Origin of the sequence: Rossellomorea sp. NPDC071047 (genome assembly GCF_050270195.1) — a bacterium.
GTDB lineage: Bacteria > Bacillota > Bacilli > Bacillales > Bacillaceae_B > Rossellomorea.
This window is the reverse complement of the sequence record NZ_JBNNJT010000003.1, coordinates 89585-102375: the sequence shown is the minus strand read 5'-3', so window position 1 is coordinate 102375 and position 12791 is coordinate 89585. Positions and strand designations below refer to the sequence as shown.

17 protein-coding genes are annotated in these 12791 nt (G+C 40.6%); 8 read left to right on the top strand and 9 right to left on the bottom strand.

Annotated features, from left to right (window positions below; genetic code table 11):
* Positions 1–31 precede the first annotated feature (31 nt).
* Together ACQKFO_RS12560 and ACQKFO_RS12555 are read right to left on the bottom strand one after the other, a co-directional pair.
* Positions 32–334: a cytosolic protein gene (locus ACQKFO_RS12560; protein ID WP_427599040.1), complete on the bottom strand. Its 303-nt coding sequence runs from the start codon at positions 332–334 to the stop codon at positions 32–34.
* Between the two features lie 65 nt (positions 335–399).
* Positions 400–669 carry a DUF3055 domain-containing protein gene (locus tag ACQKFO_RS12555; RefSeq protein WP_427599038.1) on the bottom strand — a complete coding sequence of 90 codons (270 nt, stop codon included), beginning with the start codon at positions 667–669 and terminating at the stop codon, positions 400–402.
* 134 nt (positions 670–803) lie between these two features.
* Between ACQKFO_RS12555 and ACQKFO_RS12550 the strand changes: the two genes are divergently transcribed.
* The 3 genes from ACQKFO_RS12550 to ACQKFO_RS12540 all read left to right on the top strand — a co-directional run bounded on the left by ACQKFO_RS12550 (position 804) and on the right by ACQKFO_RS12540 (position 2968).
* Positions 804–1241: a DUF86 domain-containing protein gene (locus ACQKFO_RS12550; RefSeq protein WP_427599036.1), complete on the top strand. Its 438-nt coding sequence runs from the start codon at positions 804–806 to the stop codon at positions 1239–1241.
* A gap of 126 nt (positions 1242–1367) precedes the next feature.
* Complete coding sequence (locus ACQKFO_RS12545; RefSeq protein ID WP_427599034.1) at positions 1368–2132, top strand: TIGR01457 family HAD-type hydrolase; 765 nt, start codon at positions 1368–1370, stop codon at positions 2130–2132.
* 584 nt (positions 2133–2716) lie between these two features.
* Positions 2717–2968 carry a helix-turn-helix domain-containing protein gene (locus tag ACQKFO_RS12540; protein WP_427599032.1) on the top strand — a complete coding sequence of 84 codons (252 nt, stop codon included), beginning with the start codon at positions 2717–2719 and terminating at the stop codon, positions 2966–2968.
* On the opposite strand, the gene sda is transcribed toward ACQKFO_RS12540, so the two are convergent.
* Both sda and ACQKFO_RS12530 read right to left on the bottom strand, forming a co-directional pair.
* On the bottom strand, positions 2965–3087 hold the full coding sequence (sda, locus tag ACQKFO_RS12535) for a sporulation histidine kinase inhibitor Sda (protein WP_113969158.1): 123 nt from the start codon (positions 3085–3087) through the stop codon (positions 2965–2967). The two genes, ACQKFO_RS12540 and sda, sit on opposite strands and share 4 nt — an antisense overlap.
* 318 nt (positions 3088–3405) lie before the next feature.
* Positions 3406–3906 carry a phosphatidylglycerophosphatase A family protein gene (locus ACQKFO_RS12530; RefSeq protein ID WP_113968983.1) on the bottom strand — a complete coding sequence of 167 codons (501 nt, stop codon included), beginning with the start codon at positions 3904–3906 and terminating at the stop codon, positions 3406–3408.
* A gap of 285 nt (positions 3907–4191) precedes the next feature.
* Here ACQKFO_RS12530 and yutH point away from each other — a divergent pair, with 285 nt between their 5' ends.
* Both yutH and ACQKFO_RS12520 read left to right on the top strand, forming a co-directional pair.
* Positions 4192–5193, top strand: coding sequence for a spore coat putative kinase YutH (gene yutH / locus ACQKFO_RS12525; RefSeq protein ID WP_427599030.1), 1002 nt, complete (start codon positions 4192–4194; stop codon positions 5191–5193).
* Between the two features lie 89 nt (positions 5194–5282).
* Positions 5283–6242, top strand: coding sequence for a 2-hydroxyacid dehydrogenase (locus tag ACQKFO_RS12520; RefSeq protein ID WP_427599028.1), 960 nt, complete (start codon positions 5283–5285; stop codon positions 6240–6242).
* Positions 6243–6292: 50 nt separating this feature from the next.
* Here the strand turns inward: ACQKFO_RS12520 and ACQKFO_RS12515 are convergent, their stop codons facing one another.
* A complete protein-coding gene (locus ACQKFO_RS12515) occupies positions 6293–6529 on the bottom strand; it encodes a NifU family protein (RefSeq protein ID WP_034763763.1) in 237 nt (78 codons plus the stop codon).
* A 198-nt stretch (positions 6530–6727) separates the two neighbouring features.
* Between ACQKFO_RS12515 and ACQKFO_RS12510 the strand changes: the two genes are divergently transcribed.
* Positions 6728–7054 (top strand): YuzD family protein, encoded by a 327-nt coding sequence (locus ACQKFO_RS12510; protein ID WP_427599026.1) that lies wholly within the window; start codon positions 6728–6730, stop codon positions 7052–7054.
* 104 nt (positions 7055–7158) lie between these two features.
* Here ACQKFO_RS12510 and ACQKFO_RS12505 read toward each other — a convergent pair whose 3' ends face one another.
* Positions 7159–8226, bottom strand: coding sequence for an NAD(P)/FAD-dependent oxidoreductase (locus ACQKFO_RS12505; RefSeq protein WP_427599024.1), 1068 nt, complete (start codon positions 8224–8226; stop codon positions 7159–7161).
* A gap of 330 nt (positions 8227–8556) precedes the next feature.
* On the opposite strand from ACQKFO_RS12505, the gene ACQKFO_RS12500 reads away from it, so the two are divergent.
* Positions 8557–8793, top strand: coding sequence for a YuzB family protein (locus ACQKFO_RS12500; protein WP_258549604.1), 237 nt, complete (start codon positions 8557–8559; stop codon positions 8791–8793).
* Between the two features lie 89 nt (positions 8794–8882).
* Here the strand turns inward: ACQKFO_RS12500 and ACQKFO_RS12495 are convergent, their stop codons facing one another.
* Positions 8883–9590 carry a DUF2225 domain-containing protein gene (locus ACQKFO_RS12495; protein ID WP_427599022.1) on the bottom strand — a complete coding sequence of 236 codons (708 nt, stop codon included), beginning with the start codon at positions 9588–9590 and terminating at the stop codon, positions 8883–8885.
* 217 nt (positions 9591–9807) lie between these two features.
* Here ACQKFO_RS12495 and ACQKFO_RS12490 point away from each other — a divergent pair, with 217 nt between their 5' ends.
* A complete protein-coding gene (locus ACQKFO_RS12490) occupies positions 9808–10170 on the top strand; it encodes a HesB/IscA family protein (protein ID WP_148995260.1) in 363 nt (120 codons plus the stop codon).
* A gap of 49 nt (positions 10171–10219) precedes the next feature.
* Here the strand turns inward: ACQKFO_RS12490 and ACQKFO_RS12485 are convergent, their stop codons facing one another.
* Positions 10220–10864 (bottom strand): SDR family oxidoreductase, encoded by a 645-nt coding sequence (locus tag ACQKFO_RS12485; protein WP_427599020.1) that lies wholly within the window; start codon positions 10862–10864, stop codon positions 10220–10222.
* A gap of 681 nt (positions 10865–11545) precedes the next feature.
* Positions 11546–12544: an NAD(P)/FAD-dependent oxidoreductase gene (locus tag ACQKFO_RS12480; RefSeq protein ID WP_427599018.1), complete on the bottom strand. Its 999-nt coding sequence runs from the start codon at positions 12542–12544 to the stop codon at positions 11546–11548.
* Positions 12545–12791: the final 247 nt, after the last annotated feature.

Sequence of the window (12791 nt, the reverse complement as noted above, 5' to 3'; positions counted from 1 at the left end):
ACAAACCGTCCAGTTTGTTCCTTTTGTTATTTTACTTATTTTCAGTATATGGAGGTTCTTCATTCACATCGGGATCTGCATGCACAGGGTGTGACCCAGGCTCCTGACGTGGGATGTCCTGATGAAGTGATTTATTTTCATAGTTGAAAGCACTGTAATATCGCTGCCCTTCTTTCCATGGTGTGCTTTTGTTCTCAACGGGAGTATTTTTTCCTCGCGGAGATCCGTATGGCCCTTCAGGAAGTGTTTCTGGAACGATAAAATTGCGATATGTTTCAACATTAGAGAAGTCACTATATACTTCCTCTTCTTTATCTCTTGGTTCTTTACTCATTTTATCTCCCACCTTTCATACATGTAGTATGTGAGAGTGGGGTGGACTTCATTCTTTCTAGTGCGCTACATAATGATTTCTCCTAAGAAGTCCCTCAATTCATCGGCTTCTTCCTCCGTTAGCTTGAATACACTTTCTACATATCCAGGTTCATCAAGATCATCCCTGCCGACAATCGCAAATCGACTGCCTTGAAGGTCTAATACTAAAGATTTCCCGTAATAGCGATCTGTTTGGGTAATCGCTAAGTCGTACCGCTGATTTTCACCCATAAAACTCACAAAGCGTGTTTTTGTCTGTTCTGTATCATCGTATAAATAAAATCGTTCACTCATGACGATGTCCTCCTCTTTTTTTGCTTATCTCATCATAACAAACTGAGCTGAGAAATGCAGGATGTACCTGTATGACAGTGAGGGAAATATGTTAAGATAATATGGAGGATATCGTTCATAGAGAGGGGTCCACCATGTATTTCGTAGATAGGGAAAAGATAGAGGAAATATTATTGTATATGAATGATCAGTTAAAGACTGTTAGTGAACATGATCAATGGGACGGAACATTGGAAAAATTAGCTTTGGAACGAATGGCCCATACGATTATTGAATCTATACTCGATGTAGGAAACAGTATGATCGACGGTTTCATTATGAGGGATCCGGGAAGCTATGAGGATATCATTGATATTCTTCTGGATGAAAAGGTCATTGGAGACAAGATGAGTGAAGATCTTAAGCGACTTGTTGCAGAGCGTAAGGTTCTTGTTCAAGAGTATACAGCCATTCATCATGAGCAATTACATACGATTTTAAACGAGGTATTCCACTCATTAGAGAAATTTCCACAACAGGTTCAGAGCTACCTTGAAAATGAATTGGGACCTGTGTCTGCATTTAAAAATTAATCAGCAATTGACAGCGCTTTCTGAATAGGGGGCGCTTTGTTTTATTTATGGAATGCATTTTACCGAAAATAGCACAGGCTCTTCAGGTATTTGGACATACTATACACAAGCATACGGAGGTACACAATGAAAGAATATAAAGGTTACTTAATTGATTTAGATGGCACAATGTATAAAGGAAAAGAGAAAATCGAAGAAGCAGGGGATTTTGTTAAACGATTACAACAAAAGGGATTACCTTATCTGTTTGTGACCAATAATTCTTCGAGAAGACCTGAACAGGTTGCTGAAAAATTGCAGTCCTTTGATATCCCTGCCACGAAGGAACAGGTATTTACTACCTCCATGGCGACAGCTCAGTATATGGCGAAGAAAAAGCCAAATGGGACGGCATATGTCATCGGGGAAGAAGGAATCCGTTCGGCGCTGGAAGAGAATGGCATCACCCTTCAGGATGAGAAACCTGATTTCGTGGTAGTGGGAATAGATCGTGATATTAATTATGAGAAACTATCCCTCGCTTGTTTAGGTGTGAGAAATGGAGCTACTTTTATTTCAACCAATGGAGATATCGCGATTCCGACTGAAAGAGGGCTGCTTCCAGGGAACGGTTCCCTTACGTCAGTTGTAACAGTCTCCACACAAACTGAACCGGTCTTTATCGGGAAGCCTGAATCGATCATTATGGAGCAGGCGCTATCTGTATTAGGGGTGCCTAAGGAAGATACGTTAATGGTTGGGGATAATTACGATACAGATATATTAGCCGGGATAAACGCCGGACTTGATACACTGCTTGTCCATACAGGTGTAACAACCAAAGAAGCTTTGAGTTCGAAGCATATTCAGCCAACCTATACAATTGAAACGTTGGATGAATGGGATATATGATAATAAAAAAGTGGGGGCTGAATTTATAGCCCCCACTTCCTTTAAACCCTTCTGAGTACTCAAATAGAAAAAAATTCTTGAATTAGTAACATATTCATAATAGACAACCTTTGTTCGTATAAGTAAAATAGAACTAGTGTTAAAAGAAGTAATCAAAATACTATTTATACTCCGGGACCTATGTAACGGTCCTATTTAAGACTATCTATGCCTCTATAGATAGTGGGTGAGTATAATAATAGCAGGAACGATAATTATACTCCTAAAGTATTATGTGGTTTTTCCTCTAACTAATTTTTCCATCACACATATTTGAGTACTCAGAAGGACTAGAAAGACAGGATTTGAAAAAACAATAAGAATATAAAGATTTTTCTTAAAAAATATTACGAAATGAAGTGTAAAGGTATCTAACTAGGGTAAACATCTAAGGTAGTAGGGGACTATTAGCATTGATACCTTTTCAATTTCTAACTATTCTTTACGAATGCAAACAACTTTAAGAATGAAAGTCACTGTTTCTTAATTGATTTTCGAAACATTCCACGTCATTTCTAAAGAATTTTTAAAAGGGTAGTGAGGTAATGAGTATTACAGTTACAGGACTTGTCGGAAAGAAAATAAGGCACCATAGAAGAGCAAAAGAAATCACCATACAAGAATTAAGTCAAAAATGTGGATTAACGGTTAATTATATTTCGTTGATTGAAAAGGGAGAGGCGAACCCGTCCCTGAATAAACTATTTGCCATCGTATGTGCCCTGGAAGTTCATTGGGAAGACATTATGCCGACTTGTGAAGAGCACGATGACATCTACAATCAAACGTTTCTTTAATGAACTAATTTTCTCTTTTTAATTTCTTGTTCGATCAGAATGATGAATTCATTACTGAGTTTTAACTGTTTTGCTTTCTTGTAGGCATCAATAAGGGCTTGGTCACTTAGGAGCCGGATAGGATTTCACCTCAATTATTCTTCGTATGTAGTATGTGAAATTCTCTCGAATCTCATAAAAGTGATAGCCTTTATTTGGTGTTTATTCGTTCAGAAGCCTTGTTACAACTATATTGATGTTAATTACAACTATAGTTGTAATTATATAAAACTATTCATCGATGTGCAATAATAAAGTTAGTTAAATGGATCTATTTATATGTAGTATGTAATCTTTTAGGAATACAGTATGATTAATTTTGTTAGCGTATTTATCACTTCTTCTACCACTTAAAAATCAGACGACCGATGTCGTCTGATTTGGATACATATTCAACCTCATTCTGCGCATTTCGCCCTGTGTGCCAAACGACTGGAAGCAGCCGCTGCAATAGCTCCGACGATATCATCCAGAAAGGTATGACACATACCGGATGATTTATCATTTAGCCTCTCCAGAATTCCAGGTTTTTGCTTGTCGATATATCCGTAGTTTGTAAATCCGATCGATCCATATACATTCACAATCGAAAAGGCCAGGATTTCATCCACGCCGTACAGTCCTTCATCTACTTCAATAATCGCTTGAAGCGGTTCTTCAAGCATCTTTTTCTCAGCCAATATATCAAGTTGAATACCTGTCAGAATTGCATTCTGTACTTCCCGCTTCGTTAACACACGTTCAACGTTATAGACACATTCCTTTAGTTCAAGATCAGGATGATATTTTTGTTGAAGGTACATGACCAATTGAGCGATATCTTCAATCTCCACTCCTCTTTCATGCAGCCATTTGCGTGCCGTTTTCTCTAATAAATCCATTGATTCTTTATCCTTCATCCTATTCACCTTTTCTTTGAAAGATTATAAAACCCCTATTTCGATTAGACGAAGCCTTGTTTTACACATATGATTCCTATTTAAAAAATAGACATAATAATAGCTTCTATTCTCATTCTTGCCCATCTCCAGTTTCAGATATTCATAAATGTCTTTAAAGGTTATATTCATATAATGTTAGCCCTTCAAAATGAAGGGAAATGACAATATGAAAAAGAATTTCTTTGACACAGATCACCCTGCGAAAAAGAAAAAAGACGGTTACTTTAGATAGGAGAGATCAACATGTCTCAAGAAATATTAATCAATCATTTTGGATTGCATCCAGAGAGGGCATTCTTTGATGGAATGATGAATCGATATTTGGTTGGGGGGTTAGTATATAGTATTGTCGGCGTAACGAATATGGAACAAGAAACCTTAGTGGAACTTTACAAATTGGCAGAGCACCTTAAAAGTCAAGGGGATCGCCACGTTTCGACCTTTGTCCCTAACAACGAAGGAAGATTTCTTGTTGTAGAAAAAGATAAAGACTTTGTGGTTCTGCGAAATGAAAGCATCCAATCCCCCCCGGATAAAAAGCTGGGAAGAAAGTTAAGCAAATTCCATTTCAGGGGACGGACCTTTGAAGAAAAGGTGGAGAAAATAAATCGTATGGGCCAGTGGAAGAGCCTGTGGGAAAAGCGGCTGGCCCAGTTAGAGAAAGCGTACTATCAGGTTATCCAGGATCAGCCGGCTGATGAGTTTGAACGTCGTTTTGTTGAGAGCTATCCTTATTACAGTGCCTTGTCAGAAAACGCCATTCAGTACCTGGTGGATACGGAGCTTGATGAGGACCCGAAGCAAGAGGATGCTGGGACGATTTGCCATGAACGTTTTCTTCAATCTACATGGGGGACTGAGGTGTGCATCCATTTTCCGTTCCAGTGGGTGTTCGATCACTGCAGCCGGGACATAGCGGAGTGGGTGAGAGAAAGGTATTTCATGAAAAGCCAAACGTTTCATCCTGAGCTTCAGGAATTTATGAGAGAGTATGAATCCATCACCCCACTTTCACCATTCTCATGGAGGCTGTTGTATTCACGACTGCTGTTTCCCCTTCATTATTTCGAATGCATCGAGGAATATTATATTTCAGAATCTGAGCAGAAGAAGAAGGTAGTGGAAGAGAAGCTGGAGAACTATCTGAAAAATTCTAATCAATATGAGGCATTTTTATCTGACTTTTATCATATGTCCGAAGTCCCGGTTAAAAAATGGGGAATTCCCCTTGTTGCATGGCTTTAAACTATCAATGTCTTCACAGACCATAACCCCTGCATACTTACACTTTTATGCTAAACTGGAGGAAAGTGAAGTGAAGGTAGGGGATACATATGAAGCCATCCATATACATTACGAGAAAATTGCCAGAATCAGTAATAACACCATTGCAGAGCGAATTTGAAGTCGAGATGTGGGAACATGGGGATGTCCCGGTGCCAAGGGATATTCTTCTCCGTAAAGCAGAGAGTGCTACTGCTCTTCTTACTATGCTGTCGGACCGGATAGACCAGGAGCTATTACAGAAATCTCCTTCTTTGAAGGTCGTGGCCAATCTTGCGGTGGGCTATGACAATATTGACCTTGAAGCGGCAAAAGACTTGGGCGTAACCATTTGCAACACGCCGGATGTCCTGACGGAAACTACTGCCGACTTAACATTTGCTCTGTTAATGGCGACGGCAAGACGAATTGTTGAAGCGGATCGCTATATTAAAGAAGGAAAGTGGAAAAGCTGGTCACCCCTTCTCCTTGCAGGCATGGATATTCATCACAAAACCATTGGCATCGTCGGAATGGGAAGCATCGGCGAAGCGGTGGCAAGAAGAGCCAAGGGGTTCAATATGAATGTTCTTTATCATAATCGTTCCAGGAAGCATGAAGCGGAAAGAGCCCTTGGAGTACAATATTCAACATTTGAAGACCTTTTAATCCAGTCGGATTTCGTTGTTGTGCTTGCTCCACTTAACGCGGGAACAAAAGGCATGTTCCAGGAAGAACAATTCACCATGATGAAAAAAACAGGGATTTTCATCAATGCAGCCCGTGGTGCGATTGTAAATGAAGAGGCTTTAGAAAAAGCATTGAAGAGTGGGGACATTGCAGGTGCTGGATTGGATGTATTCGAAGCAGAGCCGATTGATGCCGGTCATCCGCTTCTTGCATTGGATCAAGTTGTCGCCATCCCACATATCGGCAGTTCCACGAAAGAAACGCGTTATGAAATGATGGCCTTATGCGTGGAGAACATTCAGGCAGTGTTAAAAGGGAATCAACCGAAGACGGAAGTATAATAAAAAAAGCCTAAATCCGATTAAGGATTTAGGCTTTAACGTGAATCGAATTAGAATACTTGCTCTACTTCAACGATACCTGGAACTTCTTCCACTAAAGCGCGTTCGATTCCTGCTTTTAGTGTGATTGTTGAACTTGGGCAGCTTCCACAAGCACCTAGAAGGCGTAATTTAACGATTCCGTCTTCAACGTCCACTAGTTCACAGTCTCCACCATCGCGAAGTAGGAACGGACGTAATTTATCTAATACTTCCTGAACTGGTGCAATCATTTCGTTTTCAGCCATAATTATCTACTCCTTTCCTTACTCTCTATTATAATGACATATTCACAAAAAATCTATCAACCTGCAAACTATTGGGAATTTCTTTTTAAGAAAAAGTCTAAAAACAGTTTCCAGTACAGAAATTCACATATTATCGTTCCAACCCTGCTGCTTTTTTTGTAAAATAAACATGAGAGGGAAAACAAAGGGGAGAGAGAAATGGAACGTAAGCCGGTTGAACTTTACGTATATGGGGCAGAGATACTTTGTCCAAGCTGCGTGAATTTACCATCATCGAAAGAAACGTACGAATGGCTTGAGGCTGCTGTAAGTCGGAAGTACCCAAACCAGCCCTTCGTGATAAAATATGTAGATATTCATAATCCTCCTGAAGATGAATTCGTTAAGCAATTTGCTTTAAAAGTGATCGAAGAGGATATGTTTTATCCGATTGTCCTGTTAGAAGGGAATATTATCGGAGAAGGAAATCCCCGGTTAAAAACGATTTATTCCGAACTTGAGAAATATGGGTATAAAGCGGTTTGATTGATTGGGTTAGAAAGGCTCTTCTTATGGGGAGAGTCTTTTTTATTGAAAATTATTACGCTGTATCTAAAAAAAGAACCGCCCGATCGCGGTTCTTTTTTACATCATCCATTATGATACTTATACATCCACAACACACCGGATTTCAACAATCGAGCGACACGGCCTGTGATGGAGCGCTCGTTTACCAGGCCGAAACCATGTTTCTTTCCGAGTGAACCGAGAATTCCTTTTAGTTTGATCTTAGGTAATTCTGCAGGGAGTTCTTCGTTTTTCCAACGTTTAAGTAAAATTGTCACGATTTGTTCTGCTTGTCCCTCAGCCAGCTGGGCACTTGGAGCTTGAGGAAGGCTTGCGCAGTCACCAACCACGTACACATTTTCATCCTGAGGCAGGTTATGATACTTTGTTAGAATTACGCGACCGCTTGCATCCTTTTCAACATCCATATCACGGACGACCTTGCTCGGCTGAATCCCCGCTGTCCAAACGATGGCATCGCAGAAGATTTGTTCTTCATGATTATGAAGTGTATTTGGCTCCACTCTTGTTATATTCGAGTTATTGACTATGTCTACGTCATTCTCGTCGAACCAACTGTGAACATAAGAGCTTAGACGTTCAGGGAAAGCGTTAAGAATACGCGGACCGCGATCGAATAGCTTTATCTTCAAATCAGAACGGCTCTCACGAAGCTCACTCGCAAGCTCAATCCCGCTTAAACCGGCTCCAACGATTCCTACGATCGAACCAGCTGGAAGATTACATAAGGTTTGGTATGTCTTACGGGATTTTTCAATTGTTTGAATGGAGTAAGTATGTTCATCTGCACCAGGTACATTATGATATTTATCCTCACAACCGAGTCCTATCACCAGGTCGTCATAAGGAACTGGATCTTGATCTTTCATATTAACGAGTTTGTTTTCCATGTCCACTCCGGAAATATCTCCATACACATAGGATAAACGGGCATGTTCCGGGAATGATACGCGTACATGTTGATCTGAAATCGTACCAGCGGCTAGCGCATAGTATTCCGTCTTAAGGCAGTGGTAAGGATTTCGATCAATCAGGGTGATCGATACATCTTCAGGTAATTGGTTGGGTAATAAGCGAAGAAGGACGCGCATGTTCCCATATCCTCCGCCAAGCAGCACTAATTGTTTCATGAAAAATTTCCCCTTTTTTGCACTCTACATTATGAATGAAATAGTGTGTTTGTATGTGATGTATATCCCATAAGTAGTATGGGACGGGATTGAAAGGACATTCACGCCGAAACGGGTCCTGAAAAAGTAAGCATTTTCAATATGAAGCATAATTCGCACAATTATCATATTAGTAAACCTATTAACATTAAAAGTATATCGAAATAGCGGCGTTTTCACAACAGAAATAAGCGAAAATGTTCACAATCTGTTATACCATTACATGGAATCAAATGATTGACGATAATGATAAAAAAAGATAGCATAACTAAGAGTAGTGAGGTGATAGAATTGAAACCAATTATAGAATTTTGTATAAGCAATCTTGCTAGTGGTGCGCAAAAAGCGCTTGAAATATTGGAGAGAGACCCAAACCTTGATGTCATTGAGTATGGATGCCTGGGTTACTGCGGAAAATGCGCCCAATCCTTTTATGCTCTTGTCAATGGTGAAGTCGTAACAGGGGATACACCTGAAGAACTGGTGGATCATATCTATCAATTTCTTGAAGATAATCCGATGTTCTAAAGAAAAGCTGGTCTTGTGACTGGCTTATTTTTTTGACTTTCAAACCTGTATATGTGTTCTGGAATGTAAAAAAAACCAGCGAGTGACCACTAGTTTTCTTTTACAAAGACTTTTTCTTTATAACGATCCCGTATTTCGTACCAGCTCTCTCTGGCCATTTCAACAATCTTCGGTTCGGCGGAGAGATGCTGTTTACTAATGACTTTAGATAAATAAGCGACAGATTCATCGATTTTATCCTGTCTTCTCAATAATTCCGCGATGATATACAGGAGTTTAGTTTCCGACATCAAAGAACCTGATACGCCGTCTGTCAAATAGGCATCAATGTATTCATGTGTAGCAAGGTTAATGAATCGTCTTTCCTGTTCTTTTTCGCCTGTCTTTCGATAAAGCCAGGCTGTTCGGAGATATAACCCTGCTATGGTCTCCTTTTTCTCCTTTTTAATAAGGGCACAGTAGGCGGCCAATTTATATGTATTAATCCCATCTTCATATGATCTCAGTTTTCCATAATCCTGTGGCTGCCAGTGCTGGCTGATTTTCTTTTCCAGATCTGCTTTGAGAACAGGAGGTATGTATGCTGTGAAATCATCTGTATATGAAAATCCACACTTTGGACAAACAGAAACATTATAGAGTAAAGGGTTCACATCATTTGAGTCATACAGGGGACAAAAGTCACTGTCGTATCCTGCTACCTTCACAAAACGGGATCTGATCCTTGTCGTACTATACGAGTGTTTACACGAAAGACACTGTGTTTTTTTATCATAAAAGGGAGTCACTACCGTCATGGATACCACCTCGTAACCGGGACTATTTTCCTTCATTATACCTTGGTGGAAGGATAAAGGACCAGTGTTTTTTAATGAATGTAAGTAAAAAGTCATTGTATACTGATATGAATAAAAAGTTTCCTTCCAACCATTCACCAAAGCCCCTTTGGTTGAGTAGTAAAATAGAAAGGAGTATACTAAGAAGTAAGAAATGAAAAGGTTGGGGGTGTAATGAATGAGTGAAGTAGTCATTCTGACAGAAGCCGCGGCCCTTCAGATTAAAGATATGATGAAGGAACATGAGGAAACAGATGCCATGTTGCGAGTAGCGGTTAAAGGGGGAGGCTGTAGCGGCCTTTCTTATGGAATGGGATTTGAACATGAGCTTCAAGATGGAGATACAACACTGGAACAGCATGGAATCAAGCTTGTTGTAGCCAAAAATGATGCTGCTATTTTGAACGGTACTAAAATAGATTACAAGCAGTCCATGATGGGCGGCGGATTTACGATCGATAATCCGAACGCCATCGCATCATGCGGATGCGGATCATCGTTCGTGACGGCGACGAATAAAGGTACGCCGGAGAATTGCTGATAACTAAGAGGACGGACCTCGATTTTGGAGGTCCGTCCCTTTTTCATGATTAATGGATATTTTTTAGCGCTTCTTCAACAGGTGTGTCACCGCTCAGGATTTCGAATACTTTGTGGTTTGTTTCTTCGATGGTCAAGGAGTCGACGAGTACTTTTGCGACATCTTCACGTGATATGTCTCTGCTTTTGTCTGCAATGGAAGTAGAAGCTTCAATCCTTCCTGTCCCTTCATCGAATGATAGGGCGCCTGGTCGGACGATTGTGTAATTTAGACCGCTTTCCTTCAAATAGGCATCCGCTGCTCCTTTCGCTTTTAAGTAAAACTGAAGTGCATCCGGACCGCTTGAAGGGTTATCTGCACCCATTGAGCTGAGCATCACAAAGCGCTCAATTCCCATCTTCTTCGCATAATCCACTGCTTTCTTTGCACCTTGCTGATCGATTGTAAGGGTCTTATCGTCTCCTGTTGAACCACCACTGCCGGCAGCAAAAATAACGGCATTTACATTTTCAAGTGCGTAGGAGAAGTCCTGCTCGAGATCTGCGACAATCGGTCTTGCCCCTAAATCTTCCATATCCTTTGCCTGTTCTGTCTTTCGAATCATGGCTCTCACGAAATGCTGACTGCTGCTTGAAAGTTCTTTCACTATGTGTCGGCCGGTATGACCGTTTGCTCCAATAACTAGTACATTCATGCATCCATCATCCTTTATCTAAGTTTTTTATCATATTATTGGTCTACCCATTCACTGCTAAAATAAACAATTTGATGGGTAGGTGTAAAAAGTAGCAATGTTTGTACACAGTATTTCTGCGATTGGATATTCTGTTTCATAAGATCGGGAATAATTTTGTTGTTTTCATTTGTGGTGTTCTTCCGTATCTCTGCTGTTGATTACATTCAAATAAAAGGCTCTTTTCGTAAAGTTTGTTGCTATTGTAGAGGAGAAAGCAATAGTTGATTTCCGCTACAGGATGCTCGCTTTCCGCGGGGCTGGCGGTGAGCCTCCTCGGCTCCGCCTCCGGGGTCTCACCTGTCCAGCTATTCCCGCAGGAGTCGATCATCCTGCAGCGAGAATCAACTTTCTGAGCATGAATCCTTAATGGCAAACAATTAAAACAAGAATTTTAGCTAACAATCTTATTTAAGGTAAGTAGAGATTGATTTTCCTTTTAAGGAAGAAGATTTCTTTTCTAGTTACATTGTTTTATTGCACACCTTGAAACTCTGTCATGGAAATACCCCTCACCATCCAGCATAAACTGGTTGATAGAGCCCAGGCAAATTCTATGTTAGAAAACAACAATCTTTGCGAAAAGAGTCAATTAAAAAGAGGCTCAGGTATAAATATCCTGAACCTCTCTTATAGTGGTCTTTAGTCTGTGAACATGGATGTACTGTGCATCGGCTGGACTCTTGCTTTCGGATCCATATAGGCTTTGGCATTATTGACCGCTGTCGGTGCTTCGCCAAATCCGCTGGCAATGAGTTTGACTTTGCCATCATAGGTGCTTATGTCACCAGCTGCATAAATGCCGGGTATATTCGTTTCCATTCTCGAGTTAACGACGATTGAATTCTTTTCGATTTCCAGTCCCCAATCCTTGATCGGCCCAAGAGACGAAACAAAGCCAAAGTTAACGATCAGTTCATCGAGATCGAGAATTTCTTTCTCATCACCTTTTGTTTCTTCTAAAATCAGCTGATTGATTTTGTTCTCATCGACAACGAGCTCTGAAGGAACATACGGAGTTTTCAGCTCCACGGTTGAGTTGTGCAAATTCTCCACACTATGTTCATGGGCTCTGAATTTATCTCTTCTGTGAACGAGGTAGACTTTTTCTGCGATCGGCTCAAGCATAAGGGCCCAGTCAACGGCAGAATCACCACCACCACAAATGACAACTTTCTTGCCTCTGAAATGTTCCAAGTTATCAACAAAGTAATGAAGATTTTTACCTTCGAATTCTGACGCATGCTCAAGTTCCAGGCGTCGGGGCTGGAAGGCACCGTTCCCTGCTGTAATGATGATCGTTCTGGAGAAATGAATTTCTTTATCGGTTGTGAGCTTAAACATGCCATCAGCCTGTTTTTCTACACCTTCCACAGCTTGCTCAAGACAGATCGTCGTTTCAAACTTTGCCATCTGCTCTTTTAAGTTATTTACAAGATCCTGGGCTTTCACCTTGGGAAAACCTGCAACATCATATATGTATTTCTCAGGATATAAAGTAGCCAGCTGGCCCCCGAGTTGTGGTAAACTTTCAATAATCTTAACTGATGCTTTTCTCATGCCGCCATAGAACGCCGTAAACAAACCTGTAGGACCGCCGCCTATGATCGTAATATCATACACTTTTTGATCTTCCTTCAACTAGATCCCTCCAACAATTAAGATGTACTTCACTTTAATTTATTCTATCACAGAGCAATCGATTCTTCACAGTAATTGAAATTATAATTGGGAATAATCAGTCTTTTCGGTGAGTGGTTATCATACTTTTGGGGGAGAAGGATTTCGGTGATGTCCAGCTCCGGCGGCTAGAGGCTCGAGGTCATAAGTCAAACCAGCCAAAAAGGCAAAGAACGCCTTTCCGGCTGGTTCGCCTTATGCTTGTCGC

Bases quoted from the DNA above. Each gene is read 5' to 3' on its own strand.
- ACQKFO_RS12545 (WP_427599034.1), top strand. From the start codon at position 1,368: ATGAAAGAATATAAAGGTTACTTAATTGATTTAGATGGCACAATGTAT.
- ACQKFO_RS12515 (WP_034763763.1), bottom strand. From the start codon at position 6,529: ATGGCTGAAAACGAAATGATTGCACCAGTTCAGGAAGTATTAGATAAA.
- ACQKFO_RS12495 (WP_427599022.1), bottom strand. From the start codon at position 9,590: ATGACGGTAGTGACTCCCTTTTATGATAAAAAAACACAGTGTCTTTCG.
- ACQKFO_RS12520 (WP_427599028.1), top strand. From the start codon at position 5,283: ATGAAGCCATCCATATACATTACGAGAAAATTGCCAGAATCAGTAATA.
- ACQKFO_RS12505 (WP_427599024.1), bottom strand. From the start codon at position 8,226: ATGAAACAATTAGTGCTGCTTGGCGGAGGATATGGGAACATGCGCGTC.
- ACQKFO_RS12560 (WP_427599040.1), bottom strand. From the start codon at position 334: ATGAGTAAAGAACCAAGAGATAAAGAAGAGGAAGTATATAGTGACTTC.
- ACQKFO_RS12510 (WP_427599026.1), top strand. From the start codon at position 6,728: ATGGAACGTAAGCCGGTTGAACTTTACGTATATGGGGCAGAGATACTT.
- ACQKFO_RS12485 (WP_427599020.1), bottom strand. From the start codon at position 10,864: ATGAATGTACTAGTTATTGGAGCAAACGGTCATACCGGCCGACACATA.
- ACQKFO_RS12530 (WP_113968983.1), bottom strand. From the start codon at position 3,906: ATGAAGGATAAAGAATCAATGGATTTATTAGAGAAAACGGCACGCAAA.
- yutH (WP_427599030.1), top strand. From the start codon at position 4,192: ATGTCTCAAGAAATATTAATCAATCATTTTGGATTGCATCCAGAGAGG.
- ACQKFO_RS12540 (WP_427599032.1), top strand. From the start codon at position 2,717: ATGAGTATTACAGTTACAGGACTTGTCGGAAAGAAAATAAGGCACCAT.
- ACQKFO_RS12555 (WP_427599038.1), bottom strand. From the start codon at position 669: ATGAGTGAACGATTTTATTTATACGATGATACAGAACAGACAAAAACA.
- ACQKFO_RS12490 (WP_148995260.1), top strand. From the start codon at position 9,808: ATGAGTGAAGTAGTCATTCTGACAGAAGCCGCGGCCCTTCAGATTAAA.
- ACQKFO_RS12550 (WP_427599036.1), top strand. From the start codon at position 804: ATGTATTTCGTAGATAGGGAAAAGATAGAGGAAATATTATTGTATATG.